The sequence below is a fragment of the Achromobacter aloeverae genome (assembly GCF_004121055.1).
Taxonomy (GTDB): Bacteria; Pseudomonadota; Gammaproteobacteria; order Burkholderiales; family Burkholderiaceae_B; genus Bordetella_C; species Bordetella_C aloeverae.
In genome coordinates this window covers 13,800-37,312 of record NZ_PYAL01000010.1, presented here as the reverse complement: position 1 = coordinate 37,312, position 23,513 = coordinate 13,800, and the positions used below count along the sequence as shown (strand labels likewise).

The window sequence follows — 23,513 nt, the reverse complement described above, 5'->3', positions numbered from 1 at the left end:
CGGGTTTCCTTACTGCACGACCTGGGCCAGCTTGCCCGCGGCATAGGCCTGGGCGACATCGGTCAGCGGCGTCGCCTTGATCTTGCTGGCGTTGCCCGCCGTGCCGAATTCCGTGTAGCGCTTGACGCAGATGCCCTTGGCGGCGGCGCGCGCCGGCTTCAGGTACTCCCGCGGGTCGAACTTGGAGGGATTTTCGGCGAAGAAGCGGCGCACGGCGCCGGTCATGGCCAGGCGGATGTCGGTGTCGATATTGATCTTGCGCACGCCGTACTTGATGGCTTCCTGGATTTCCTCGACGGGCACGCCGTAGGTTTCCTTCATGTCGCCGCCGAACTCGCGGATTTCGGCCAGCAGTTCCTGCGGCACGCTGGAGCTGCCGTGCATCACCAGGTGGGTGTTGGGCAGGCGCTTGTGGATTTCCTTGATGCGGGAAATGGACAGGATGTCGCCGGTGGGCTTGCGGGTGAACTTGTACGCGCCATGGCTGGTGCCGATGGCGATGGCCAGCGCGTCCAGCTGCGTCTTGCGCACGAAGTCGGCGGCCTGCTCGGGATCGGTCAGCAGCTGGTCCATGGTCAGCTTGCCGTCGGCGCCATGGCCGTCTTCCTTGTCACCCTGCATGGTTTCCAGGGAGCCCAGGCAGCCCAGCTCGCCTTCCACCGTCACGCCGACCTTGTGCGCCATGTCCACCACCTTGCGGGTGACGTCGACGTTGTACTCGTAGTCGGCGATGGTCTTGCCGTCTTCCTTGAGCGAACCGTCCATCATCACGCTGGAGAAGCCCAGGTTGATGGCGCCCTGACAGATGGCCGGCGACTGGCCATGATCCTGGTGCATCACCACGGGAATGTGCGGATACGATTCGACGGCGGCCTGGATCAGATACTTGAGGAAGCCCTCGCCGGCATACTTGCGGGCGCCGGCCGAGGCCTGCATGATCACCGGGCTGTCGGTTTCGGCGGCCGCTTCCATGATGGCCTGGACCTGTTCCAGATTATTGACGTTGAAAGCAGGGATGCCGTAACCGTGCTCGGCAGCGTGGTCGAGCAGCTGGCGCATCGAAACTAGGGCCATGAGAAAGATCCTCCAGGAGCTTATTGAAAAATGGCGGAAACCGGTGAATGCCGCGATTTTACCGGGGACCGGGGGAAAGTTCTTGCAATCGTGGATTTACGTCTTCCAGCGGATTGTTTCGGGGTTTGTCCCTACCGGGGCCGGCGCCGATGGTACGCTGGATCTCCAGCCCGCCTTGCCGGTCATAAGCGTAGCGGCTCGCCCCCCGGCGAACCGCCTCTTTGAAGGAAAGCCCATGAAAATCAAGATATCCCTTGCCTTGCTCGTCCTCGCCGCCAGCGCCGCCGCCCAGGCCCAGGTGCCGATCTCGGCCCAGACCGCGCCGCCCCCGGCCGGCGCGGGCAGCGTGCAGGAATACAGCTTCCCCTCCCAGCCCGGCAGCTATTCGCCCCCCTCCACCCTGCGCATGACCGTGTCGCCCGAAGCCGCGCCGGCGCAACAGCCGCCCGTCCGCGATACGCCGGAAAGCCTGCGCAAGTACACCGAATGCCGGGATGAAGCGGACCGAGCGTCCACATCGTCCGCCAAGATGCGGGAGGCAGTGGGCCAGTGCCTGCAGGACCTCAACGCCAGGCGAGCCCGGGGCGAATAGGGGCGTCCGGGCGGCGCCAGGGAGCGCCACGGGGCGGCGGGCAGGCGCGGGAACGGCGAGGCGAGTAAACTCCCATTTCGACGCATCAAGTTACTTTTCGTTTAAGCCGCGCGCCCGCCCCGCCATGACTGAAAACTCCAATTCCGCCCCGCCGACCATTTTTCTGTACACCGAGGAAAAGCGCGGCAATCAACTGGTCGAGTCGGTGGTCATCGGCCAGTTTTCCGATTTCTCCGGTTCCGAAAAGCTGATCGTGATACAGGATCCGCACACCCGGATCAATTTCGTGTATCGCATTGACGCCTTCAGCAATAACCTGGACGCCGTCTCGATCACGCACTACACGGAAGCGGATTTCAGCGCGCGCAAGAGCATTACCATCAACGGGGCGACGTTCAAGCTGGGTCCCCCGTCGGATGCCGTGAAGCTGCTGCGGGGCAAGAACCAGTGGATCCAGGACAAGGGAGCCATCCTGTCCGTGCTCCTGCAGGGCGCCGCCACCAACACCAAGAGCGTCGGATTCGTACGGCCCAAGATCCAGCGCGACCGCATCGAGAAGATCCCGCCAGGCGTCAACGTCGAATATCTGCGCGACCGCGGGCCCGAAGCCGGCGCCGAGGCGCCCAGCCAGGACGCGGCGGCTGATCCGGCGCCCTGATCCGGCCCGGATCCCGGCCCGGCCCTAGTCGTTCACCGAGCAGGCGACAGGCTCGCCGCCCTGGAATTCCACATCGTACGTGTGCTCGTCGTCCCAGGGCAGCGTGAACCACAGTTCGTAGTCCTCGGCGTCCTCATCGAACAGCCAGAGCGCGCGCAGCGTGGCCTGGCGGACCATGGCAGGCACCGAATCGCCAGGCGGCAGCTGGTCGGCCGGCACGCCGGCCTCCAGCCAATCGTCGCGGGAATAGTTTTCCAGCAGCAGCTCGGCAGCTGCCTCGATGCGCTGCTCCAAGCCGCCCAGCAGGGTCTTCAGGTTACGCAGGCCGTAGGCGGTCGGCGCCTCGCCGGCGGTCTGCATCATGATGTGGATCGGGGGCCGGCCGGGCGCATAGGACACCTGCTCGGCGGCCCACAATTCCGGCTCCTCGTGATCTTGAACAAAATAGGGGTCAACCATGGAACGCCTCCTAAAGGCAAAACACTGTTCTGTGCGTTCATTTTGGAAATTTTCAAAACGAAACGGGATGGCAGGGTTGCAGCCTGCATCGTAGCGTGTAATCTTTGCCGCCAAACAGGCGATGAAGCGTAACTATATTCCTACCGACTTCCGTTTTTAAGGCACACGGTTTCTATTTATTGGGCCGATAATAGATACACTTCATCAACAATAACCAACAAATTCCAACATCTAATTGTCACCGGTAGCAGCCAAACGCCTTCTGAGCTTTTTCGTGTCGCGCGTCGCTTCCCGCGGACTGAGCCCGGCCCCGTCGTGCGCCTCGTTGCGCGCCTTGTCGTGCGCTTTGTTGTGCGCCCTGTCGTGCGCCTGCGTGCCGGCCCGGGCGGCGGACGCGCCGGCTCATGACGCGCCGGCGCCGGCCACCTCCGCGGCGCGCGCCGTGGCGCAAGTGGTGACGGGCATCATCGGCTACGCGCGCTGGCCCACGCCGCCGCATCCCGAACCGCCGCTGCTGTGCGTAACGGGCACGTCGCCCTATTCGGCCGCGCTGCTGTCCGGCGACGACAGCATGGCCAGCGTGCGCGCCCATCGGGTTGCGCCCGGCGATGACCGTGTCCCGCAGATGTGCGAAGCCCTCTATATCGGCGACCTGCCGCAGACCGCCCTGACACGCCTGTTGCAAGGCGTCATCGGCAAGCCCGTCGTCACCATCCTCGAAAACGACCCCGACTGCAGCGCGGGCGGCATGTTCTGCCTGAACGTGCAAGGCACGCAGGTCGGCTTCCAGATCAACCTGGACATCATCGCCCGTAGCGGCGTGCGCATTCATCCGAGCGTGCTGCAACTGGCACGCCGCAAGCCTCATTCATGACAACCCCACCGACTCCCTCCGGTCCCCGCCTTCCCACGCTGCGCGATGCGCTGCGCCGCGCCCAGGTGTCCGTGACCGTCATCGCGGTAGGCCTGGTCGGCCTGGTGCTGACCATCATGGGCCTGGTCGCGCTGCGCGCCTACGCCGAACACAACACCGGGCTGATCGCCCGTTCCATGCTCTATACCGTCGAGGCTTCGGTCGTTTTCCATGACGCGCCCGCGGCGCAGGATGCGCTGGCCCTCATCGCGAACACGGAAAGCGTGGGCACGGCCATCGTGTTCGACAGCGATGGCCTGGTGCTGGCGCAATGGACCCGCCCGCGCGGCGCCGGCTTCGCCTGGATACAGCAGCCATTCGAAAGAATCTTCACGCCGCCGCCCATCGTCACGCCCATCGTGCATCGCGGCAATACCGTCGGCACGCTGCTGGTGACCGGCCATCCAGGCAGCGTGCTGGCCTTCCTGCTCAAGGGCGTGGCCGGCGTGCTGGCCTGCCTGGTGGCCAGCGCCATGCTGGCGCGCGCCATCGCGCGGCGGACCTTCGAGAACATCGTCGAACCCTTGCGCAACCTGGCGCGCGTCGCGCATGCCGTCCGCAACGAACGCGCCTTCGGCGTGCGGCTGCCGCCGGCCGATATCGCCGAGCTCAATGCGCTGGGCGAGGACTTCAATGCCTTGCTGGACCAATTACAGGCCTGGCAGAACCAGTTGCAGCACGAGAACGCGACGCTGGCGCACAAGGCGGCGCACGATAGCCTGACCGGCCTGCCCAACCGGGCGCATTTCCAGGAAAGACTGGAGCGGGCCATCCATGACGCCGGCGTGCTGGGCCAGCGGGTCGCTGTCCTGTTCATCGACAGCGATCGCTTCAAGGAAATCAATGACCAGCAGGGCCACGCCTCCGGCGACGCCGTGCTTGTGCATACCGCCGCGCGCGTGCGCAACCAGCTGCGCGAAACCGACCTGGTGGCCCGGCTGGGCGGCGACGAATTCGCCGTCCTGCTGTCGCCGCTGCGCGACATCGATACGGCCCACCACCTGGCCGGCAAGATCCTGGCGAGCATGCGCGACCCCATACGCCTGCCTGGCGGGACGGAGGCCGTGAGCTCGCTGAGCATAGGCATCGCCGTCTATCCCGATCACGCCAAGGACGCCCGCGATCTCTTCGAGGCCGCCGATGCGGCCATGTATCGCGCCAAGCGGCAGGGCGGCGACAGCCAGGCCACGGCGGGAACGCCGCCCGCCCCCTCCCCCACCTATCCCAAGGAGATACCCTCGTGATTGCGACGTGCCCCTTCCTCGCCCGCACGGCCGGCGCCCTGGCCATCGTGATGAGCGCCCTGTTGCTGGCGGCCTGCCAGACCGTGCCGAAGGGGCTCACGCCCGCCCAGATCGCGGTGCTGAAGGACGAAGGCTTCAGGCAGACGGATGAAGGCTGGGAGTTCGGCATGTCGGACAAGGTTCTGTTCGATACCGACCAGGCCGTGGTCAAGCCGGACAGCGCGGCCAATATCAAGCGCCTGGCAGGCAGACTGCTGGGCGTGGGCCTGGACCGCATGCGCCTGGACGGACATACCGACAATCGCGGAAGCGACGCGCACAACCAGCAGTTGTCACTGCGCCGCGCGCAGGCCGTGGCGGATATCGTCGTGGCGGCCGGCATGCCGGCCGCGAATGTCCAGGTGCGGGGTCTCGGCGCGGCGCGGCCCGTGACCGACAATGGCAGTGCCGCCGGGCGCGCCGAGAACCGGCGCGTGTCGGTGGTCATCGTGACGCCATAATGCGCCGGCGGCGCCGGTCACGAATCAGCGCCAGCGGCGCGAGTCACGGATCAACGCCCGAGGCACCATCCACCGATCAACGCCGGCGGCGCCGATCCCTCGGTCACGTCAACCCTTCACGCCGCCACTGCCTGGACGCGCGCGGGACGCGCGGGCGCGGGGGTCGCCAGGGGATAATGCGCGGCGAACACCAGCCGGCCGCCGCTCCAGGTATGGCTGACCAGGGGCATGCCGTTGACCACGTTGACGGCGATCAGGTCGGCCCTCAGGCCGGTGCGGATATGGCCCCGGTCATCCAGGCCACAAGCGCGCGCCGGATTGCCCGCCACCAGGGCGCTGGCCTGCGACAAGGTCAGGCCTGCCTGCTCGGCCGCCGCGAACGCGGCCGCGATCAGCGTCGACGGCTGGTAGTCCGAGCACAGGCAGCTTGCCACGCCGGCGCGGATCGCGTCGATGGCGCGCATCGACCCGCTCTGGCTCTGCCCCCGCAGGACATTGGGCGCGCCCAGGATGGTGGGCAGGCCGCAGGACACCGCTGCCTTGGCGGTGTCCAGGTTGATGGGGAATTCGCTCATCGACACGCCCAGGTTGCGCATGGCGGCGATGCGATGCACCGAGTCGTCGTCATGGCTGGCGGTGGGCACGCCGGCGGCGCGGGCCTGTTCCAGCAGAAGCTCCACGCGCTGCGCCGAACCTTCCATGCCGGCCAGTTTCGCGCGCGCCGCTTCCTCGGCCTGTTCGCGGCTGAAGCCGTGGTTGCCCATCACATAGTCAAGATAGGCTTCGAGCGTCTTGAACTGCCCCTGCCCCGGCGAATGATCCATCACCGAGAGCAGGTCCACCATGCCCTCCTCGATCAGGAACCGCAGATGCGGCATCGCGGTCTCGTCGCTAATCTCGTAGCGGCAATGGATACGGTTGTCGACCAGGCCATGCTGGCGGAATGCATGCACCGCGCGGATCAGTTCGGCGACGGTCTCGTTGTTGCGCACGCCCCATTCGCGGTTGGCGAAGGACAGCGCGTGATAGGGCGTGCTGATGCCCGCGGCGGCATTGCGGCGGTCCACCTGAGCCACCGCGAAATCGAAGGGAAACAGCACGCGCGAGCGCGGCTCTGCCTCTTTCTCTATCGCGTCGCAGTGCAAGTCGACCAGGCCCGGCATGAGGATCTGTCCGTGCAGGTCCACTTCCCGCGCGGCGCGCGCGTCCACGGGATCGATGGCGGCGATGCAGCCGTCCTCGATCAGCACGGCGCCGTTCTCCAGCACGGCATCCGGCAGCACGACGCGGGCGTGGGTCAATAACGTGGCGGTCATGGTCTACTCCGTCAAGGCGGCGGCGCCGGCCGGGGCGGCGGGTTTGAGAGTGGGTTCGAGGGTGGGTTTAAGCGTGGGTTTAAGCGTCAACACGCGGCTGGCCACCGCATCCCGCACCGCTTCATCATGGAAGATGCCGACCAGGCAACGGCCTGCGGCCATCGCTTCGCGGATCAGTTCGACCACCACGGCGCGATTGTCGGCGTCCAGCGAAGCGGTAGGCTCGTCCAGCAGCAGCACCGGATGGCCGCCGATCAGGCCGCGGGCGATGTTCACGCGTTGCTGTTCACCGCCCGAGAAGGTGGCCGGCGGCAGGCGCCACAGGCGTTCCGGCAGGCGCAGGCGCGCCAGCAGCACGGCAGCGCGCTCGCGCGCCTCATCGAGGGCGACGCCGCGCTGGCGCAATGGCTCGGCCACCACGTCCAGCGCGCCGACGCGCGGAATGACGCGCAGGAACTGGCTGACGTAGCCGATGACATCGCGGCGCAGGCGCAGGATACGCTGCTCCGGCGCGCCGGTCAGGGTCACCCATCCAGCGCCGTCGCGCACGCGGATGGTGCCGGCGGTCGTCAGGTAATTGCCATAGAGGCAGCGCAGCAGGGTGCTCTTGCCGGTGCCGGACGGCCCCGCAAGCACCAGGCATTCGCCGCGCGCGGCGTCGAAATCGACGTTCTCGAACACGGGCAGGCACACGCCGCCCTGGTTGTGCAGGGTGAACATCTTGCCGACCCCGCGGACTTCTATCATCGTCTGTGCTTGCGTCATGATCAGCTCTGCAGGATGGAGGAAACGAGCAGCTGGGTATAGGGATGCTGCGGATCGTCCAGGATCTGGTCGGTCAGGCCGCTTTCCACGACATGGCCGCCGCGCATGACCAGCGTGCGATGCGCCAGCAGGCGGGCCACGGCCAGGTCGTGCGTGACCACGATGGCCGCCAGCCCAAGGTCGGCGACCAACTGGCGCAGCAGGTCCAGCAGGCGCGCTTGCACCGACACGTCCAGCGACGCGGTCGGTTCATCCATGAAGACCAGGCGCGGATGCGTCACCAGGTTGCGCGCGATCTGCAGGCGCTGCTGCATCCCGCCCGAGAACGAAGCCGGCGCGTCGTCCAGGCGGCCCACGTCGATCTCCATCTTCTGCAGCCAATTGCCGGCGACCTCGCGCAGGTCGCCGTAGTGGCGCTGGCCGACGGCCATCAACCGTTCGGCGATATTGGCGCCGGCGCTGACCTGCATGCGCAGGCCATCGCGCGCATGCTGCCGCACATAACCCCAGTCGGTGCGGGCCAGCAGGCGGCGCTGGGCGCCGGACAGGGTCGCCAGGTCGGTCGGCCCCTGCCCGCGCAGGTCATAGTGGACACTGCCATGCTGGGCGTCGACCTGGCAGGACACGGCTTGCAGCAGCGTGCTCTTGCCGGAACCGGACTCGCCGACGATGCAAAGGACTTCGCCCGGATAGAGATCGAAGTTGATTTCGCGGCAACCGTGCACCCCATCCCAGGTATGGGTCAGGTCGCGCACCGACAGCAGCGGCGGGTCGATATCGCTTGCGTTCATGCCTGTTCCTCGCGCCGCGTGGCGCAGTATTCCGTATCGGAGCAGACGAAGCTGCGGTTGCCTTCGTCGTCCAGGATGATTTCGTCGAGAAAGCTTTCTTGCGAGCCGCACAGGCTGCAATGATGCGACCAGCGCTCGATGGTGAAGGGATGGTCGTCGAAATCCAGGCTCTTCACCTTCGTATAGGGCGGCACGGCGTAGACGCGCTTCTCGCGTCCGGCGCCGAACAACATCAGGGCCGGGCTGTCGTCCATCTTGGGATTGTCGAACTTCGGGATAGGCGACGGGCGCATCATGTACCGGTCGTTCACCAGCACCGGGTAGTCGTAGGTGGTGGCGATGTGGCCGTGGTGCGCGATGTCCTCGTACAGCTTGACGTGCATGCCGCCGTACTCGGCCAGGGCATGCATGGTGCGGGTCTCGACCTCGCTCGGCTCCAGCCAGCGCAGCGGCTCCGGGATCGGCACCTGGAACACCATGATCTGCCCGGGGCGCAAGGGGGTTTCCGGAATGCGGTGGCGGGTCTGGATGACGGTGGCGGCGGTGGTCGTCTCGGTGGTGCGTACCCCCGCGACACGCCCGAAGAAGCGGCGGATATTGACGGCGTTGGTGGTGTCGTCCGACCCCTGGTCGATGACCTTTAGCACATCGTCCGCGCCGATGATGGCGGCGGTCACCTGGATGCCGCCGGTGCCCCAGCCATAGGGCAGCGGCATTTCCCGGCTGCCGAACGGCACCTGGTAGCCGGGAATGGCGACGGCCTTGAGCAAGGCGCGGCGCAGCATGCGCTTGGTCGATTCGTCCAGGTAGGCGAAGTTATAGTGCGGATCACGCGCCACGGTGGCGGCGTCCTGCGGAACGGGAGTATCCATGGAAATCCTGCGAGCCTCGTGTTCGTGGGGAGTCATGCCTGCTGTGCCTCGGCGTCCGCGCCGACCAGGGCGGCGGGAACGTCCGGGACGGCACCGGTGTCCGCGCGCGGCCCAGCATCCTGCGCGGCCGTGGCGCCCTGGGCGCGCTCGGCCTGGATGCGGCGCAGCAGCGCCAGGCTGGACTGGAAATCGACGTAGTGCGGCAGCTTCAGGTGCTGGGTGAAGCCGGATGCCTCGACGTTGTCGCTGTGATAGAGCACGAACTCGTGGTCGTTGGCGGGTGACGTCGCCGCCTCGCCCAATTCCTGGGCGCGCAGCGACCGGTCCACCAGCGACATGGACATGGCCTTGCGTTCGCCGTAGCCGAACACCAGGCCGTAGCCGCGCGTGAAGGTCGGCGCCTGGTGGGCCTTGCCGGTGAACTGGCTCACCATCTGGCACTCGGTGACATCGATCTCGCCGATGGTCACGGCATGACCGAGCTCCTCGACGAACAGCTCCACCTCCACCGATCCATAGCGGATTTCCGCCACGAAGGGATGGGTGTTGCCGTAGCCGCGCTGCGTCGAATACCCCATGGACAGCAGGAAGCCTTCGTCGGCCCGCGCCAGGTTCTGCAGGCGGGCGGCGCGGGTGGCGGGGAAGGACATGGGTGCGCGGGTCAGGTCGAACGGAGCGGGATCGCCCGCCGGAATGGCTTCCGGCTCCATCAGGGACTCGCGCTCCAGCAGATCGGTCACGCGCGGCATGCTGGCGGCCAGCGGCTCCGCCGCGGGCGGCAGGGGCGTGGGCACGGGCGCCGCGTCGTCCTCCAGGGAGAAATCCAGCAGGCGCTGCGTGTAGTCATAAGTCGGTCCCAGCACCTGGCCGCCCGGCAGGTCCTTGAACGTCGCGGAGATGCGGCGTTGCAGGCTCATGCGCGTGGTTTCCAGCGGCACGCTGTAGCCGAAGCGCGGCAGCGTGGTGCGATACGCGCGCAGCAGGAAAACCGCCTCGACGACATCGCCGGCCGCCTGCTTCAGCGCCAGCGCCGCGAGTTGCGGATCGTAGAGCGACCCTTCGGCCATCACGCGATCCACCGCCAGCGGCATCTGCGCGCGTATCTGCGCCAGCGTGAGCGTGGGCACCGAGGGATCGCCACGCCGGAAGCTGTCCAGCATGCGATAGGAATTCAGGATGGCGCGTTCGCCTCCCTTGACGGCTACGTACATGTCAGGCCTCCACCCGCGTCGTGCGCGGAAGACCGCAAATCTCGCGTCCGTGCGTCAGCAGCACGTCCACGCCTTGCGGGAAACGACGGTGATTGACGGCCCACTGCCGCCAGAAATCGGCCGGCAGCCCGGCGGGCGCCAGCGCACGGGCATCCGCGATGCCAGGCCCTGTCAAACGCACGGCGGTCCCGGCCTGCCAGTCCTCGACCTCGATCAACAGGGTGGTCGAACGGTCCGGATAGGCGGGGTCGCCGGCGTTGCAGTCGGCCAGCGCGGGCGCGGCATGGCCGGCGGGCGCCACCACGAAGACCGCCTCGGCTGGCGTCGCCACCAGGGGGCAGCCACAGTGAAAGCGCAGGAAGGCGGCGACGGCGTCGTCCAGGCCGGCCGGCAGCCAGACCGGCGTGTCCACGTCGGCCAGGGTCAGCAGCAGGGCCGCCAGGGCCGGCGACAGGCCGGCCGGCACGCCACACTCGGCCGCCAGCACACGCGGCTGCCCGGGTTCGGACAAGGCCTGCAGGGCGACACGGAAAACCGCCTGGGCCTGTGCGACCGGATCGGCAAACCCCGGCAGCAGGTTGATCGTGGGCGCCGTGGCGGCGCGCTGGACTTGGGTCATTGCGGGGGCCATCTCAATTCTCTCCACGCACCATCGTGAAAAACTCGACGCGCGTCTGCGCGGCCTCGGCCGCGCGGCGGGCGCGGCGCTCTTCATGGACGCGGGCCAGCGGCACGATGACCGCGGCCCGCACCGATTCGTGCCAGTCGTCCATTTGCAGCAGGCCGTCCAGGACCGCGGCCTGCTCGGCGTGGCGCAAGGAACGTCCCTGCACATAGGCCGTGCCGACCACGCCTCGATCGAAGGCCACGGCGCAACGCGTCACCGACATTTCGCCCAGGTTGAACTGTTCTCCGGTGCCGCCCGCGCGTCCCCGCACCATCGTCATGCCGACCTCGGGCGCGCGCAGCGGACGGAACGCCGGCAAGGGCCCCAAGGCCTGATAGGCCCGATCCAGCGCGGCGCCGTCGGCCAGGGCCAGCACCCGCATCCATGCGGCCCGCGCCGCCCGTGACCCGTTCTCGGAAGTCTGCGTATCCATGCGTTTCCTCTAAACGTCTATACGAATAGATGCTAGTATGGGCTTCCGCGCCAGGCAGTTCAACATGGCGACGATGAATTTTTGATGACAAGCGCCACTCGCGGGGAGCGCCCGGCTGGGGCAAAATCCGGCATTCCTTCATTCACATTCAGAGACGCGCCCTTGTGTAGCGCGTCGAACAGGAAGTCAACATGTTCGAACGACGATCGGGCATCGCGGTCTGGCGGCAGATCGGAGAGGCGCTGGCGATGGATATCCGCAACAAGCTCTACAACCCGGGCGAGCAGTTGCCGCCCGAGCCGGAGCTGGCGGCGAAGTTCTCGGTCAACCGGCATACGATCCGGCGCGCCATGGGCGAGCTGGAGCAGATCGGCCTGGTGCGCATCGAACAGGGACGCGGCACGTTCGTGCAGGAACACGCCATCGATTACGCCATCGGCAAGCGCACGCGATTCTCGGAAAACCTGCGCAGCCAGGGGCTGCTGGGACATGTGGAAGTGCTGGGCAGCCAGGCGGAACGCGCTGCCGAAATCGCCATGCAGCTGGGGCTGCCACGGTCCACCACCCTGTTGCGGGTGCAGCTTCTAGGCAAGGCCGAGAACCGCACGATCAATGTGTCGGACCATTATTTCGAAGAGCGGCGCTTTCCCGGCTTCGCCAACAAACTGAAGGAAGCGAAGTCCATCTCCAAGGTGTACAAGCAGTTCGGCATACAGGACTACACCCGCAAATGGTCGCGCATCACCGCCACCCTGCCGGATGAAGCCAACGCCCGCCTGCTCAACCAACCCAAGACGCGTCCCATCATCCAGGTCGAGTCGCTGAACGTCGACGCGGAGGGGCGGCCGCTGCAGTACGGCATCACGCGCTTCGCCGGCGATTGGGTGCAGTTGATGGTCACCGGCGACGACTGAGCGCCCCAAGACGCATACCGCGAAGCGCATACCGCAAAATATACGCCGCAAAACGTCTAGACATCTGTTCGTCATCAAGCGAGCATATATTCTTTCCTTCCGGCCCAACATTCAGCCCCCGACATGAATACGCCCGCATCCCCCCTTTCCGTCCTGCCCGGCATCGCCGGCCGCCGCGTACTGACCTCCGACGGCCTGCGCGCGACGCGCCTGGGCTTCACCGGCGACCGCATCGCTGCCGGCGCGGGCGCCACGCCGCTGCTGGACGCGGGCGACCTGCTGGTCTTGCCCGGCATCATCGACTTGCACGGCGACGCCTTCGAGCGCGCCGTCATGCCGCGGCCGGGCGTCACGTTCCCCTACGACAACGCCCTGCACGATGTGGACCGGCAATTGCTGGCCAACGGCATCACCACCGAATTCCACGGCGTCACCCTCTCATGGGAAGGCGGCCTGCGCGGCGAACCCTATGCGGAACGCATGTTCGATGCGCTGGACCGCATGCGTGCGACATTGGGCGCGCGGCACAACGTGCACCTGCGCTTCGAGACCCACCACGTCGGCGGCGTCGATATCGCCCGTGAATGGATACAGGCCGGCAAGGTGCAATTCCTGGCCCTGAACGATCACCTGCCCAGCATGGCCAAGCGCCTGGGCAACGACCGCAAGCTGCTGCAATACGCGGAACGCGCCGAATGCGACCTGGACACTTTCCAGGATCGTATCCGCGCCGCCATGGGCTGCGCCGACGAAGTGGCCGGCGCCATGCGCCAGCTGACCGAATGCGCGAAGCAGGCCGGCCTGGAGGTGGCCTCGCATGACGACCCCGATCCCGCGACGCGCCGCTACTACCACCAGCTGGGCTGCCGCATCGCCGAGTTCCCGCTGACCGCCGAAGTAGCCCGGGTAGCGCACGACCTTGGCGATTTCACGGTCTTCGGCGGCCCCAACGTCGTGCGTGGCCGCAGCCACACCAATGCGCCCAACGCCACGGAAATGATCCAGGCCGGGCTGTGCGGCATCCTCACGTCCGACTACTACTACCCGGCACCGCTCGCCGCGGCGATGAAACTGGTCGATAACGGCGTACTGCCCCTGGCCCAGGCCTGGGCGCTGGTATCGCGCAATCCGGCGCGCGCCGCCGGGCTGCGCGACCAGGGCACGCTGGAACCGGGCATGCTCGCCGACGCCATCATCGTCGACGACAGCGTGCCGGGGGTGCCGCGCGTGTGCGCCGCCATCGTCGCCGGCCGGTTGCGGTATGCCGCCCAGCAGTTCGACATGGAGTTGTTGCAGCAGGCCCAGGCCGCCTGAACCGGAACGCCATCATGCCCCAGGACTCGCAACGCATGCAGAGGCAGGACACACCGGATGCGCGGACGCGTCCGGCAGCCGCCTCCTCCTCGCGGCAAGCGCCCAGCCAGCACGCGTATCGCTACGCCGTCTACCTTGCCCCGGTGGGCGCCTGGCGCGACGTGGGCAGCCGTTGGCTGGGTCGCGACGAAGAAAGCGGCGCGCCGCTCGCGCGCGCTGCCGGTGACGATCCACGGCTGGACGCATGGACCGAGGCGCCGCGCCATTACGGCTTGCATGCCACGCTCAAGCCGCCGTTCCGCCTGGCGCCTGGCGCCGATGCCGCGGGCCTGGACCGGGCCATGCGCGCCCTCGCGCGGGACCACCAGCCCTTCGGCATCGCGCTGGAGCTACGCACGCTGCGCGGCTTCCTCGCGTGGTGCCTGGCGGAGGACGAACCGGCCTGGGGCGCCGGCCGCGAGGATATCGCCGCGGGTCGCGCCGCCCTGCGCGCCCTGGCCGACGATGCGGTGCGCCGTATCGATCCGTGGCGCGCGCCACCCACGCAGGACGAACTGGCGCGCCGCCTGCGCGCCGATCTCGATCCCGCGCAGCGCGCCATGCTGGAGGCCTGGGGCTATCCTTATGTACTGGACACCTTCAAGTTCCATATCACGCTGACAGGCAATCTCGCCGACGCCGACCTGGCGACGGCGCGCGCGCGGATCGAGTCCCTGGGCGCGGGCAGGCTGGACCGCCCCATGCCCGTGGACGCCGTTGCCGTCTATGTGCAACCGGCGCCCGATGCCCCCTTCCTGGTGGCGCGCCACTACGGCTTCGACGGCGCCACGCGCGACGGGGCGGGCGCATGCTATCTACCGCCGGCGACGGACGGGGCGCGATGACCGCGCCAGCCTCCCGCGAACGTGACGCATCGCGCCGGGACCTGCGCCGCGATGGCGGCCGCCTGGTCTACATCATGGGCGCGTCCGGCAGCGGCAAGGACACCCTGCTGCGACTGGCGCGTGCCCAGCTCCAGGGCCAGGACCGCGTCCTGGTCGCGCACCGCTACATCACTCGTCCAGCCGGCGCGGACGAGGCATCCGTCTATCTGGAAGCCGCCGAACATGCGCGCCGCGCCGCGCTGGGCTGTTTCGCGCTGCACTGGGCCAGCCATGGCCTGGCGTACGGAATCGGCGTCGAAATAGACGCCTGGATGGACGCCGGCATCACCGTGCTGGTCAATGGCTCGCGCGCCTATCTATCGCAAGCCTGCGACCGCTACCCGGGCCTGTGCGCCGTCACCATACGCGTGAACGCGGAGACCTTGCAAAGCCGCCTCGCCCACCGAGGCCGTGAAAGCGCGGACGACATCGCCGCCCGCCTTGCGCGCGCGCAAGCGGTCTTCGATATTCCTCCAGACTGCGAACAAGTCAGCGTGGACAACAATGGCGACGCCGCCGACGCGGCCGCCGAACTGCTCGCCATCGCGCGCCGGCGCTGCCACGCCTGAGACGGCGCGTCATGTGCGGCCGCAGCGCGACCCCCTGGCCCCTTTTTGGCCCCTTGACCCCTGGCCGCTTACCCGTATTCCTTCCAGGCAACAACAGCCAGGGCCGCGGCGTCAGGCGCGCCCGCGCATTACGCGCGTGCATAGCTGAAGATAGTGCGACAGGTCGGGCGTGCGCGCGCCGACCACCTTGGCCAGGTCGTCATAACGGCGCAGGCGTACGGCCGCGTCGAAATGGGGCAGCCTTTCGAAGCCTGCCAGCTCGTCCGGCGTGAAAGGACCACCCTGCAAGGCCAGGCTATCGCGCGAGGCCTGCGACAAGGTGTCGTAATAGGCCGCGTCCACCGCGCACAGATATCGCTTGGCCGGCACGTGCAATCGTATGGGCGCCAGCACGTCCTCGCCGAAGATGCCTTCGAGGGCGCGGGCGCCCACGTCCTGGTGGCGACGGTCCTCGCTGGCGCTCTCCGCCATGACCAGGTGCCCGACGTCGTGCAGCAGGCTGGCGACGATGACGGCCGGCGTCTCGCCGGCCGCCTCGGCCAGCGCGGCGCATTGCAGTGCGTGCTCGGTCTGGGTGATGGCCTCGCCGCCGTAGAACTCCGAACCGTAGCCGGCGAACAGGGCCTGGATGCGCTCGGCCTCCAGCTTGGCCGCCGATACGGACGCGGGGGTGGAAGAAGAAGATACCGTCATGACGTCATATCCTGGATCGAACGGCCGGGCGGGGCAAGCCCGCCCAGGTTCAGACCAATACGCGGCGCACGCGCGCCGACAACATATCGATGGCGACGACGAACACGATGATGATGATCATCACCGCGCAGGTCTGCGCATACTGGAAGCTGCGGATGATGTCCCACAGCACCATGCCGATACCGCCCGCGCCCACGATGCCCACCACCGAGGCGGAGCGCACGTTGGACTCGAAGCGGTACAGGGAAAAGGAGATCCACAGCGGCAGCACCTGCGGAATCACGCCGAAGACGATTTCCTCGATGGCGTTGGCGCCGGTCGCCCGCACGCCCTCGACCGGTCGCGGATCGATGGCCTCCACGGCCTCCGAGAACAGCTTGGCCAGCACGCCCAGCGTATGCACCCACAAGGCCAGCACGCCGGCGAAGGGGCCCAGCCCCACCGCGACGATGAACAACATGGCGAACACCATTTCGTTGATCGCGCGGCAGGCGTCCATCAAGCGCCGCACCGGCTGGTAGACCCAGGCCGGCACGATGTTCGACGAACAGAGCAAGCCGAAGGGCACCGCCATGACGATGGCCAGGAAGGTGCCCCAGATGGCGATCTGGATCGTGACCAGCATCTCGTCCAGGTACATGCGCCAATCGCGAAAGTTGGGCGGAAAGAAGTCCTTCGCGAATTCGCCCATGTTGCCGGAATCCCGCAGCAGGTCCAGTGGGCGCATATCGGCGCCCTTCCAGGAAGCCACCAGCAGGGCCAGGATCACGGCCCACATGATCAGCATGGGTAGGGAGGTCCGAGGCGGGCGCGCGGGCACGTTACCGGTAGAGAGGGTCACGCTCATGATGCCGTCCTGATTACTTGGCGGAAGCCACTTGCTTGGCGAGGTCGGCCAGCTTCGCGTCGATGTCGGCGATCTTCTTCTGCTTTTCCTCGGCGCTCAGCGTGGTGTCGCTTTCGACCTTGGCGCGCAGGCCCGCCAGGTTGATCTGGCGGATGGGGATCAGCTGGCCGTTATCCGACTTGGTGAAACCCTTGTATTGCAGGACCGCCAGCTTCTTGGCCTGGTCCTCGGTCTTGCCGTAGTTGGCGAAGAAGTCCTGGATCCTGGTCTTCAAGTCCGCCGGCAGGTCCTTGCGGTAGACGATGGGATCGGCCGGGATCAAGGGCGACTTCCACAGGATGCGGATCTGGTCGTCGGGGTTCTTGCCGGTGTTCTGGCGATAGCGATCGATCGCTTCGGTGTTGGTGATGGCCACGTCGACCTGCTTGTTCATGGCCGACATCAGGTTGGTTTCGTGATTGGCGACGCGGAAATTCTTGAAGAAGGTCTTGGGATCGATCTTGTTGGCGCCCCACAGGTAGTAGCCCGGCACGGCGGTGCCCGAAGTGGAGTTGGGATCGCCCGCGCCGTAGCTCATGGTCTTGCCGTTCTTCAACACGTCGTCCACGGACTTGACCGGGCCGTCCTTGGCGGTGACCAGCACCGACCAGTAGCCGGGGCTGCCGTCCTTGGCAATCACGTGCGCGAACACTTCGCCCTGCGCGCGGTCCACGGCTTCGATGGCGGACAGGTTGCCGTACCAGGCGATCTGCACCTTGTTGAAGCGCATGCCCTCGATGATGCCGGCGTAGTCGGACGCGAAGAAAGGCTTGACCTCGACGCCCAGGGCCTTGCTCATGTCGTCGATGACGGGCTGCCAGCCGGACTTCAGGTTGGTCGAGGATTCGGTCGAGATGATGCCGAAGTTCAGGGTTTTTCCGTCCTGCGCATGGGCCGTGGTGGACAGGGCCGCGGTGGCGATCAGGGCGAGAAACGTTCTGCGTAGCATGGTAGCTCCGGGAGCAAACAGGTAAAAGGGGACTGCGAAGGACAATCAGGCCTGACAATCGGGCCTGACAATCGGGCCAACAATCAGGCCGCGATCAATTGCGGCGCGGCGGCGGCGAGCCCAGGCGCCGGGTCGGCATCCGCCACGTCATCGACGCCAGGCATCAGTTCATTCAGGTCCGCGCCATACAGGTCGCGCAACATGGCGGCGCTAAGCTCGGCGGACGGGCCGTCGTACACCACCTTGCCGCGCCGCAGGGCAACCACGCGCGGGCAATAGCGCATGGCGACGTCGACCTGGTGCAGCGACACCACCACCGCCACGCCACGGCTGCGGTTGATCTGCGCCAACGTGTCCATCACGCGGCGGGAAGACTCGGGATCGAGCGACGCGATAGGCTCGTCGGCGAGTATGGTGCGGGCGTTCTGCACCAGCGTGCGGGCAATCGCCGCGCGCTGCTGCTGGCCGCCGGACAGCGTCGAGGCTCGCTGAAATGCATAGCCGTCTATACCAACTTGAGCCAATGCCTGGAGACCGACCTGGATCTCGTCGTGGCGAAACCAGCGCAGCAGGCTGCGGTACATCGGCACGCGCGGGAGCATGCCGGCCAGCACATTGGTGATGACGGGCAGGCGTCCCACCAGGTTGAATTGCTGGAAGACGAAGCCGATGCCGGCGCGGGCGCCGCGCACGCGCTTGCTGATGCGGCCCTGGCTCTGGATCACCTGGCCGTTGACCGTGATCTCGCCGCGGTCGCCCGCCACGAAACCGGCCAGATGGCGCAGCAGCGTCGACTTGCCCGAGCCCGACGCACCCAGCAGCGCCACCATTTCTCCGGGGGCGATGCGCAAGCTGACATCGTCCAGCGCCTTGTCGGCGGAACGGAAGGACTTGCTGAGCCCCTTGACTTCGATCGCGTAGGTCATGCGCGTTCCTGTTCATTCAAAACTCGCGGTAGTGTGTGCAAGCGCGATGACAGGCTGATGACGCGAAAAATGGCGCTGGAGCAAGATTTACCGACGGAAACGGGCCGATGTCATGCCATTGAAATATTCCCGGCCCCCGCGGCGCCGCATGCCGGCGCCGCGCCAGGGGCGCGCCCGTCCCCAAAGGCTCGTCAAGACGATCTCGACCCGCCCGATGCCCTGGCGATCTAGGCCATAGAGATAGCGGGCCATATGGCCGACGCGCCGGAATGCGGGCTCGCGCAGAATTTCTCCTGCCTGGGCCGAGCGCCACGGGCGGTACAAGATGAGAGACAAACCCATGGGCCTGCTCAGAACCCTCTTCGCCCTATCCGTCGTCCTCGACCACTCCCCTTACAACGGCGGCAACGTGTTGGTGGGAGGTCGCCTGGCGGTCCAGCTCTTCTATGTGATCTCGGGTTTCCTGATTTCCTACATCCTCAACGCCAACGACACCTATCGCAGCACGACACGCTTCTACGTGAACCGCATGCTGCGCATCTATCCCACGTATCTCGCGGTGGCGTGCATCGCGCTGGTGGCCAACCTGGCGGCCAACCCGGCGTTCATGGCGGTCTACGACCGTATCCCGCCGCTGGCGGACCTCTGCCTGATGCTGGCCAACCTCTTCATCTTCGGCCAGGACTGGATCATGTTCGCCGGGATCAAGAACGGGCTGCTGACCTGGACGGGGACGTATATGAACAGCGACGTCCCGCTCTACGACGGCCTGCTGGTGCCGCAGGCATGGACCCTGGGCGTCGAGCTGAGCTTCTACCTGATCGCGCCCTTCATCCTGCGCTCGCTGCGCGCGGTGCTTTGCCTGCTGGCGGCATCGCTGGCCTTGCGCGTCATGCTGCTGGCGCTGGGCGTCGCGCAGAGCGATCCCTGGTCATACCGTTTTTTCCCGCTCGAACTCGCGCTGTTCCTCGGGGGCGCCCTATCTCATCGCCTGTTGCTGCCCTTTTTCGAAAGGCTGAGCCAGCGCGTGCGCTATTTGCCGGAACTCGTGACAGGGCTGTTCGTGCTGTACACGCTGTTTCACTTCTCGGTGGCGCTGAATCACAACGTGCGCGATGCCTTGGCGCTGCTGGTCTTCACCGCCTTCCTGCCCTTGATGTTCATTTTCCAGTCGCGCTATCGGCTGGACAAAAAAATCGGGCAGCTGAGCTACCCGATCTATATCTGTCATGCCGTCGTGATGCTGTTGGTCCGCGAGATGGCCGACCTCCTGGGCATCACCGACGCGCTGGCGATTTCCAGCCTGAACGCCCTGTTCTCGATCGCGGCGGCGTGGCTGCTGTACCAGGCCATCGACCGCCGCATCGAGCGCTTGCGCCAGCGGGTCAAGACGGAAGCGCCCGACTCGTCAGGCGCTGCCGCCGACGCGCTGCGCGCCTGAGGCGGGCTTGGCCATGCCGATGATCAGCTGCGCGATCACCGCCACGATGATGTTCACCACCAGCGCGAACAGCCCCGTGTACATGGCGTAGGTGTCGCCGCCGATCACGAAGGCGTGCACCGGCTTGACCCCGTCGGAAACCGCCAGCCAGGTACCGACGCCCAGGCCGGCCGCCCAGCCGATCAGCAGCGACGTGCCGCGGAAGCAGTTCAGGAACAGGCCGAAGACCACCGCGGGGAAGGTCTGCAGGATCCACAAGCCGCCCAGCAGCTGGAGGTCCAGCGCGTATTGGGTCGGAATGAACAGGATGAACACCAGCGCGCCGAACTTCACCACCAGCGACACCACCTTGGCGACCTTGGCTTCGCCGGCCGGCGTCACCCCTGGATTGACATAGGCCTTCCAGAAATTGCGCGTGAACAGGTTGGCCGCGCCGATGGACATGACGGCCGCGGGCACCAGCGCGCCGATGGCGATGGCCGAGAACGCGAAACCCGTGAACCAGCTGGGGAACAGCGCATTGAACAGCGCCGGCACGGTGTCATTGGGCGTCTGCGGATGGATGTTCGCGGCCCAGGCCATGTAGCCCAGCAAGGCGATCAGGCCCAGCAGCAGGGTATAGGCTGGCAGGAAGATCGCATTCTTGCGGATGGTATTCCCGCTGTTGGCGGCGAAAATGCCGGTCAGCGTGTGCGGGTACATGAACGCCGCCAGCGCCGAACCCAGCGCCAGGGTGGCATAGGGCAGGAACTGCGAAGGCTTGAGCAAGAGGCCCGTGGCGCCGCCCTTGGCCGCATAAGCGTCGTTCGCCTTGGCGAAGACCGCGCCGTAGCCGCCCAGCTTCAGCGGCACCAGCACCACCGCCACCAGGACCACGATGTAGATCATCAGGTCCTTGACGAAGGCGATCAGCGCCGGGGCGCGCAGGCCCGCGGAATAGGTGTAGAGGGCCAGGATGACGAAAGCCGCCGTCAGGGGCAGTTCGCCGGTCAGGCCCAGGGCCTTGATCACCACCTCCATGCCCACCAGCTGCAAGGCGATGTAGGGCATGGTGGCCAGCACGCCGGTGGCGGCAATGGCCAGTTCCAGCGGACGCGACTGGAAGCGGGCATAGACCACGTCGGCCGCGGTCACGTGCCCCGCCTTGTGCGCGACACGCCACAGGCGCGGCATGATGCAGAAGACGATGGGATAGACCAGGATGGTATAGGGCAGCGCGAAGAAGCCATAGGCGCCCACGGCGTAGACCAGGGCCGGCACGGCGATCACGGTATAGGCGGTATAGAAATCGCCGCCCACCAGGAACCAGGTGATCCAGGTGCCGAAGCGGCGGCCGCCCAGGCCCCATTCGTCCAGGTGGGCCTCTCCCGACCCGCGCTGCCAGCGCGAGGCGAGGAAACCCATGACGGTGACGAGCGCGAAAAAGAAAATGAAAACGCCCAGCGCGGTCCAGTCGATATGTGTAGCGGTGCCCATCATTCGTCCCCCTCGCCGCGCGTCGAGCGGAAGACGATCCAGGTCAGCACGGCGGTCACCGGCACCCAGAGCAGTTGATACCAGTAGAAGAAGGGGAAACCGAACAGCTCAGGGGTCGCCTGGTTGTAGAACGGTACCCAAAGCAGGCCGATGAACGGCAGCAGTAATAGGATCCTCATGGGGCCTTGACTCTTATAAGAAGGGATAGTGTCTCGAATTGTCAGGCCGCCCCTGCGGCGGTTGGTAGCCCGCTGCACGTGCGACGGGCGGAGAATACTCGCCCCCCGCGGCTGTCGCAAATAGTCTCTGTAGTGACCTTAGGGGTTTTCCATTAGCTAATGCGCTGTTAAACTATCATGTAGAAAAGCCTGATAGACAGGTAACTTACGCTGTGCTGAAGTGAACTGGCCATCATGGCCCAGCACGACATCACGCATCTCATCCCCGCCCGCGATGCAGTCCGTCCGGGCGAGTCCATGCCGTAGGACGGTTCGCCGTCGCGCGGTATCCCTGGGAACCGGATATCCGGCCCCGTCCGCCAGGACGCCGCCGCCTCCCTCTGCTCCCTCCCACGCCTCGGCGACCGCACGCCGCCTTGGTCATTACGTTACCGGCGGCACCGGCACTGCCGCGCTTGGTTCACGCGTCGCTCGCGCTTGGCTGGCTGCCTGCGCCCGCCCCGCATTTCTGTTTTGCCCGGCCACTGCCGTGTCGCCACGCGTGGTATTCGGGCCCATTAGGAGATATACGCATGGCTAAAGAAGAACTGATCGAACTGGACGGCATCGTCGACGAAGTGCTGCCCGATAGCCGCTATCGCGTCAAACTGGACAACGGCATCGAAGTTGGCGCCTATGCCTCCGGCCGTATCCGCAAGAACCGCATCCGCATCCTTGCCGGCGACCGCGTCACGCTGGAGATGTCGCCCTATGACCTGACCAAGGGTCGCATCAACTTCCGCCACAAGGACGAACGCCCGCAGCAGGCGCCCCGTCCCCGGCAGCAGTACGGCGCCCGCCGCTAAGCCGCGGGCCCCTCGCCTTGGGGATGCCGAAATGCGTTCCCCGAGCCGGAACCGGCCATCAATTCCGCCGTTTGAAAAACGTAAAAACAAGGTTTAATTTACGCGTTTCATTGGCGGTTTTTTTTGCTGTCTGGTTTTTTGGCTTTCTATCTGTACGCGATGTCGACGGACGACCAACTGCGCAAGGCGATGGATCGGCTCACCCGAACCGAGAAAATGCAGGCCCGGGCCGAGAAGGTCTGGAAGAGCCTGGACACCTCGCGCGCGACCTTCATCAACAGCCTGCGCAACACGGGCCTGTCCTACGCGCACGCGCAGAGCAAATTCGACGATTTCGTGGAAGAGCAGCGCCGCCTGCGAATACGCCTGGCGCAGGAAGTCGAGGCGGCGCAGCGCGAGTACCTGGCATTGGCCGACGGCGGCGGCGTCCAGGCGCGCGCCGCCTGAGCCGCGCAGGCGGACAGACGCGGCTGCCCGCCTGCGTTACATGCAGAGATTGGCGGCTTGCACCTGCTCCTGGGAGCCCCAGGACGAACGGGCCGCCATGCGGATCTGCACGCTGCCATTGGACCAGCGCTGCACCCGTAGCGCCGACGTCATGCCGGTAACGCTGCTGGTCGTCACATCCACCCCGCCATCGATATTCGTCACCTTCACCTCTTCGCCCTGGCGGCGCCAGGAATCCGCCACGCAGGCCGCATAGGCCTCCGGCGTATGGTCGGTATGGCCGTAGAAGACCGGGTCTTTCTTCAGCAGGTCGCTGGACGTCGTGCAGCCCGCCAGGAGCGCCAGGGCGGCGATGGCCAAATAACGCTTTTTCATTTTTCCGCTCGAACAATAAGACGAAGCAGGACTATAGCGCCATCATTCAATGGCGCGCCTGAAAGGAACAAGGAGAAGGCA

The 23,513-nt window shown here is 66.3% G+C and carries 28 protein-coding genes; 12 read left to right on the top strand and 16 right to left on the bottom strand.

Features of this window, described 5'->3' with window-relative positions:
• Positions 1 to 9: 9 nt before the first annotated feature.
• A complete protein-coding gene (fba, locus tag C7R54_RS27510; protein ID WP_129154118.1) occupies positions 10 to 1,074 on the bottom strand; it encodes a class II fructose-bisphosphate aldolase in 1,065 nt (354 codons plus the stop codon).
• A gap of 235 nt (positions 1,075 to 1,309) precedes the next feature.
• Between fba and C7R54_RS27505 the strand changes: the two genes are divergently transcribed.
• Both C7R54_RS27505 and C7R54_RS27500 read left to right on the top strand, forming a co-directional pair.
• Positions 1,310 to 1,666, top strand: coding sequence for a hypothetical protein (locus C7R54_RS27505; protein ID WP_129154117.1), 357 nt, complete (start codon positions 1,310 to 1,312; stop codon positions 1,664 to 1,666).
• Between the two features lie 124 nt (positions 1,667 to 1,790).
• Entirely contained in the window at positions 1,791 to 2,324 is a 534-nt protein-coding gene (locus tag C7R54_RS27500; RefSeq protein ID WP_129154116.1) for a hypothetical protein, read from the top strand.
• 24 nt (positions 2,325 to 2,348) lie between these two features.
• Here C7R54_RS27500 and C7R54_RS27495 read toward each other — a convergent pair whose 3' ends face one another.
• Positions 2,349 to 2,783: a hypothetical protein gene (locus C7R54_RS27495; RefSeq protein ID WP_129154115.1), complete on the bottom strand. Its 435-nt coding sequence runs from the start codon at positions 2,781 to 2,783 to the stop codon at positions 2,349 to 2,351.
• A 274-nt stretch (positions 2,784 to 3,057) separates the two neighbouring features.
• On the opposite strand from C7R54_RS27495, the gene yfiR reads away from it, so the two are divergent.
• The 3 genes from yfiR to yfiB are packed head-to-tail and all read left to right on the top strand — an operon-like array spanning position 3,058 to position 5,440.
• Positions 3,058 to 3,657, top strand: a complete 600-nt coding sequence (gene yfiR, locus C7R54_RS27490; protein ID WP_192903755.1) for a regulatory sequestration protein YfiR — start codon at positions 3,058 to 3,060, stop codon at positions 3,655 to 3,657.
• Positions 3,654 to 4,940, top strand: a complete 1,287-nt coding sequence (gene dgcN / locus C7R54_RS27485) for a diguanylate cyclase DgcN/YfiN (protein ID WP_129154113.1) — start codon at positions 3,654 to 3,656, stop codon at positions 4,938 to 4,940. Before yfiR ends, dgcN begins: the two co-directional genes overlap by 4 nt.
• Complete coding sequence (gene yfiB, locus C7R54_RS27480; RefSeq protein ID WP_240039748.1) at positions 4,937 to 5,440, top strand: outer membrane lipoprotein YfiB; 504 nt, start codon at positions 4,937 to 4,939, stop codon at positions 5,438 to 5,440. Before dgcN ends, yfiB begins: the two co-directional genes overlap by 4 nt.
• A 116-nt stretch (positions 5,441 to 5,556) precedes the next feature.
• Here the strand turns inward: yfiB and C7R54_RS27475 are convergent, their stop codons facing one another.
• The 7 genes from C7R54_RS27475 to phnG are packed head-to-tail and all read right to left on the bottom strand — an operon-like array spanning position 5,557 to position 11,495.
• Positions 5,557 to 6,756, bottom strand: a complete 1,200-nt coding sequence (locus C7R54_RS27475) for an alpha-D-ribose 1-methylphosphonate 5-triphosphate diphosphatase (RefSeq protein ID WP_129154112.1) — start codon at positions 6,754 to 6,756, stop codon at positions 5,557 to 5,559.
• Positions 6,757 to 6,759: 3 nt separating this feature from the next.
• Entirely contained in the window at positions 6,760 to 7,521 is a 762-nt protein-coding gene (gene phnL, locus C7R54_RS27470; RefSeq protein ID WP_129154111.1) for a phosphonate C-P lyase system protein PhnL, read from the bottom strand.
• Between the two features lie 2 nt (positions 7,522 to 7,523).
• Positions 7,524 to 8,312: a phosphonate C-P lyase system protein PhnK gene (gene phnK / locus C7R54_RS27465; protein WP_129154110.1), complete on the bottom strand. Its 789-nt coding sequence runs from the start codon at positions 8,310 to 8,312 to the stop codon at positions 7,524 to 7,526.
• Complete coding sequence (locus C7R54_RS27460) at positions 8,309 to 9,184, bottom strand: alpha-D-ribose 1-methylphosphonate 5-phosphate C-P-lyase PhnJ (protein WP_129154109.1); 876 nt, start codon at positions 9,182 to 9,184, stop codon at positions 8,309 to 8,311. Before C7R54_RS27460 ends, phnK begins: the two co-directional genes overlap by 4 nt.
• Positions 9,185 to 9,216: 32 nt before the next feature.
• The gene (locus C7R54_RS27455) at positions 9,217 to 10,395 is read right to left on the bottom strand and encodes a carbon-phosphorus lyase complex subunit (RefSeq protein WP_129154108.1); all 1,179 of its coding nucleotides are present in this window, start codon (positions 10,393 to 10,395) and stop codon (positions 9,217 to 9,219) included.
• Between the two features lies 1 nt (position 10,396).
• On the bottom strand, positions 10,397 to 11,014 hold the full coding sequence (gene phnH, locus C7R54_RS27450; RefSeq protein ID WP_129154107.1) for a phosphonate C-P lyase system protein PhnH: 618 nt from the start codon (positions 11,012 to 11,014) through the stop codon (positions 10,397 to 10,399).
• A 13-nt stretch (positions 11,015 to 11,027) separates the two neighbouring features.
• Positions 11,028 to 11,495 (bottom strand): phosphonate C-P lyase system protein PhnG, encoded by a 468-nt coding sequence (phnG, locus tag C7R54_RS27445; RefSeq protein ID WP_129154106.1) that lies wholly within the window; start codon positions 11,493 to 11,495, stop codon positions 11,028 to 11,030.
• Between the two features lie 191 nt (positions 11,496 to 11,686).
• On the opposite strand from phnG, the gene phnF reads away from it, so the two are divergent.
• The 4 genes from phnF to phnN all read left to right on the top strand — a co-directional run bounded on the left by phnF (position 11,687) and on the right by phnN (position 15,215).
• The gene (phnF, locus tag C7R54_RS27440; protein ID WP_129154105.1) at positions 11,687 to 12,409 is read left to right on the top strand and encodes a phosphonate metabolism transcriptional regulator PhnF; all 723 of its coding nucleotides are present in this window, start codon (positions 11,687 to 11,689) and stop codon (positions 12,407 to 12,409) included.
• A 123-nt stretch (positions 12,410 to 12,532) separates the two neighbouring features.
• Positions 12,533 to 13,723 carry an alpha-D-ribose 1-methylphosphonate 5-triphosphate diphosphatase gene (locus C7R54_RS27435; RefSeq protein WP_129154104.1) on the top strand — a complete coding sequence of 397 codons (1,191 nt, stop codon included), beginning with the start codon at positions 12,533 to 12,535 and terminating at the stop codon, positions 13,721 to 13,723.
• 14 nt (positions 13,724 to 13,737) lie between these two features.
• Positions 13,738 to 14,607, top strand: coding sequence for a DUF1045 domain-containing protein (locus C7R54_RS27430; protein WP_240039747.1), 870 nt, complete (start codon positions 13,738 to 13,740; stop codon positions 14,605 to 14,607).
• Complete coding sequence (phnN, locus tag C7R54_RS27425; protein ID WP_129154299.1) at positions 14,604 to 15,215, top strand: phosphonate metabolism protein/1,5-bisphosphokinase (PRPP-forming) PhnN; 612 nt, start codon at positions 14,604 to 14,606, stop codon at positions 15,213 to 15,215. The genes C7R54_RS27430 and phnN overlap by 4 nt, the downstream gene beginning before the upstream one ends.
• 111 nt (positions 15,216 to 15,326) lie before the next feature.
• On the opposite strand, the gene C7R54_RS27420 is transcribed toward phnN, so the two are convergent.
• From C7R54_RS27420 to phnC, 4 genes are all read right to left on the bottom strand, one after another.
• Complete coding sequence (locus tag C7R54_RS27420) at positions 15,327 to 15,908, bottom strand: phosphonate degradation HD-domain oxygenase (protein ID WP_129154103.1); 582 nt, start codon at positions 15,906 to 15,908, stop codon at positions 15,327 to 15,329.
• 49 nt (positions 15,909 to 15,957) lie between these two features.
• Positions 15,958 to 16,755 carry a phosphonate ABC transporter, permease protein PhnE gene (gene phnE / locus C7R54_RS27415; RefSeq protein ID WP_129154102.1) on the bottom strand — a complete coding sequence of 266 codons (798 nt, stop codon included), beginning with the start codon at positions 16,753 to 16,755 and terminating at the stop codon, positions 15,958 to 15,960.
• 13 nt (positions 16,756 to 16,768) lie between these two features.
• Positions 16,769 to 17,743, bottom strand: a complete 975-nt coding sequence (gene phnD, locus C7R54_RS27410; protein ID WP_129154101.1) for a phosphonate ABC transporter substrate-binding protein — start codon at positions 17,741 to 17,743, stop codon at positions 16,769 to 16,771.
• A gap of 83 nt (positions 17,744 to 17,826) precedes the next feature.
• Complete coding sequence (gene phnC, locus C7R54_RS27405) at positions 17,827 to 18,669, bottom strand: phosphonate ABC transporter ATP-binding protein (protein ID WP_129154100.1); 843 nt, start codon at positions 18,667 to 18,669, stop codon at positions 17,827 to 17,829.
• 325 nt (positions 18,670 to 18,994) lie between these two features.
• Between phnC and C7R54_RS27400 the strand changes: the two genes are divergently transcribed.
• Positions 18,995 to 20,110: an acyltransferase family protein gene (locus tag C7R54_RS27400; protein ID WP_240039746.1), complete on the top strand. Its 1,116-nt coding sequence runs from the start codon at positions 18,995 to 18,997 to the stop codon at positions 20,108 to 20,110.
• On the opposite strand, the gene mctP is transcribed toward C7R54_RS27400, so the two are convergent.
• On the bottom strand, positions 20,078 to 21,589 hold the full coding sequence (gene mctP / locus C7R54_RS27395) for a monocarboxylate uptake permease MctP (protein ID WP_377812837.1): 1,512 nt from the start codon (positions 21,587 to 21,589) through the stop codon (positions 20,078 to 20,080). The genes C7R54_RS27400 and mctP overlap by 33 nt on opposite strands.
• The gene (locus tag C7R54_RS27390; protein ID WP_129154099.1) at positions 21,586 to 21,765 is read right to left on the bottom strand and encodes a DUF3311 domain-containing protein; all 180 of its coding nucleotides are present in this window, start codon (positions 21,763 to 21,765) and stop codon (positions 21,586 to 21,588) included. Before C7R54_RS27390 ends, mctP begins: the two co-directional genes overlap by 4 nt.
• Positions 21,766 to 22,337: 572 nt before the next feature.
• Between C7R54_RS27390 and infA the strand changes: the two genes are divergently transcribed.
• On the top strand, positions 22,338 to 22,610 hold the full coding sequence (gene infA / locus C7R54_RS27385) for a translation initiation factor IF-1 (RefSeq protein ID WP_057653575.1): 273 nt from the start codon (positions 22,338 to 22,340) through the stop codon (positions 22,608 to 22,610).
• Positions 22,611 to 22,733: 123 nt separating this feature from the next.
• Entirely contained in the window at positions 22,734 to 23,057 is a 324-nt protein-coding gene (locus C7R54_RS27380; RefSeq protein ID WP_129154098.1) for a hypothetical protein, read from the top strand.
• A 36-nt stretch (positions 23,058 to 23,093) separates the two neighbouring features.
• Here the strand turns inward: C7R54_RS27380 and C7R54_RS27375 are convergent, their stop codons facing one another.
• A complete protein-coding gene (locus C7R54_RS27375; RefSeq protein ID WP_129154097.1) occupies positions 23,094 to 23,432 on the bottom strand; it encodes a hypothetical protein in 339 nt (112 codons plus the stop codon).
• Between the last annotated feature and the right edge of the window lie 81 nt (positions 23,433 to 23,513).

Bases quoted from the DNA above. Each gene is read 5' to 3' on its own strand.
- phnL (WP_129154111.1), bottom strand. From the start codon at position 7,521: ATGACGCAAGCACAGACGATGATAGAAGTCCGCGGGGTCGGCAAGATG.
- phnF (WP_129154105.1), top strand. From the start codon at position 11,687: ATGTTCGAACGACGATCGGGCATCGCGGTCTGGCGGCAGATCGGAGAG.
- mctP (WP_377812837.1), bottom strand. From the start codon at position 21,589: ATGATGGGCACCGCTACACATATCGACTGGACCGCGCTGGGCGTTTTC.
- phnK (WP_129154110.1), bottom strand. From the start codon at position 8,312: ATGAACGCAAGCGATATCGACCCGCCGCTGCTGTCGGTGCGCGACCTG.
- phnH (WP_129154107.1), bottom strand. From the start codon at position 11,014: ATGACCCAAGTCCAGCGCGCCGCCACGGCGCCCACGATCAACCTGCTG.
- dgcN (WP_129154113.1), top strand. From the start codon at position 3,654: ATGACAACCCCACCGACTCCCTCCGGTCCCCGCCTTCCCACGCTGCGC.
- phnG (WP_129154106.1), bottom strand. From the start codon at position 11,495: ATGGATACGCAGACTTCCGAGAACGGGTCACGGGCGGCGCGGGCCGCA.
- fba (WP_129154118.1), bottom strand. From the start codon at position 1,074: ATGGCCCTAGTTTCGATGCGCCAGCTGCTCGACCACGCTGCCGAGCAC.
- C7R54_RS27390 (WP_129154099.1), bottom strand. From the start codon at position 21,765: ATGAGGATCCTATTACTGCTGCCGTTCATCGGCCTGCTTTGGGTACCG.
- C7R54_RS27400 (WP_240039746.1), top strand. From the start codon at position 18,995: ATGAGAGACAAACCCATGGGCCTGCTCAGAACCCTCTTCGCCCTATCC.
- C7R54_RS27430 (WP_240039747.1), top strand. From the start codon at position 13,738: ATGCCCCAGGACTCGCAACGCATGCAGAGGCAGGACACACCGGATGCG.
- C7R54_RS27500 (WP_129154116.1), top strand. From the start codon at position 1,791: ATGACTGAAAACTCCAATTCCGCCCCGCCGACCATTTTTCTGTACACC.
- infA (WP_057653575.1), top strand. From the start codon at position 22,338: ATGGCTAAAGAAGAACTGATCGAACTGGACGGCATCGTCGACGAAGTG.
- phnN (WP_129154299.1), top strand. From the start codon at position 14,604: ATGACCGCGCCAGCCTCCCGCGAACGTGACGCATCGCGCCGGGACCTG.
- C7R54_RS27435 (WP_129154104.1), top strand. From the start codon at position 12,533: ATGAATACGCCCGCATCCCCCCTTTCCGTCCTGCCCGGCATCGCCGGC.
- C7R54_RS27460 (WP_129154109.1), bottom strand. From the start codon at position 9,184: ATGGATACTCCCGTTCCGCAGGACGCCGCCACCGTGGCGCGTGATCCG.
- C7R54_RS27420 (WP_129154103.1), bottom strand. From the start codon at position 15,908: ATGACGGTATCTTCTTCTTCCACCCCCGCGTCCGTATCGGCGGCCAAG.
- C7R54_RS27495 (WP_129154115.1), bottom strand. From the start codon at position 2,783: ATGGTTGACCCCTATTTTGTTCAAGATCACGAGGAGCCGGAATTGTGG.
- C7R54_RS27375 (WP_129154097.1), bottom strand. From the start codon at position 23,432: ATGAAAAAGCGTTATTTGGCCATCGCCGCCCTGGCGCTCCTGGCGGGC.
- C7R54_RS27455 (WP_129154108.1), bottom strand. From the start codon at position 10,395: ATGTACGTAGCCGTCAAGGGAGGCGAACGCGCCATCCTGAATTCCTAT.
- C7R54_RS27475 (WP_129154112.1), bottom strand. From the start codon at position 6,756: ATGACCGCCACGTTATTGACCCACGCCCGCGTCGTGCTGCCGGATGCC.
- phnE (WP_129154102.1), bottom strand. From the start codon at position 16,755: ATGAGCGTGACCCTCTCTACCGGTAACGTGCCCGCGCGCCCGCCTCGG.
- phnD (WP_129154101.1), bottom strand. From the start codon at position 17,743: ATGCTACGCAGAACGTTTCTCGCCCTGATCGCCACCGCGGCCCTGTCC.
- phnC (WP_129154100.1), bottom strand. From the start codon at position 18,669: ATGACCTACGCGATCGAAGTCAAGGGGCTCAGCAAGTCCTTCCGTTCC.
- C7R54_RS27505 (WP_129154117.1), top strand. From the start codon at position 1,310: ATGAAAATCAAGATATCCCTTGCCTTGCTCGTCCTCGCCGCCAGCGCC.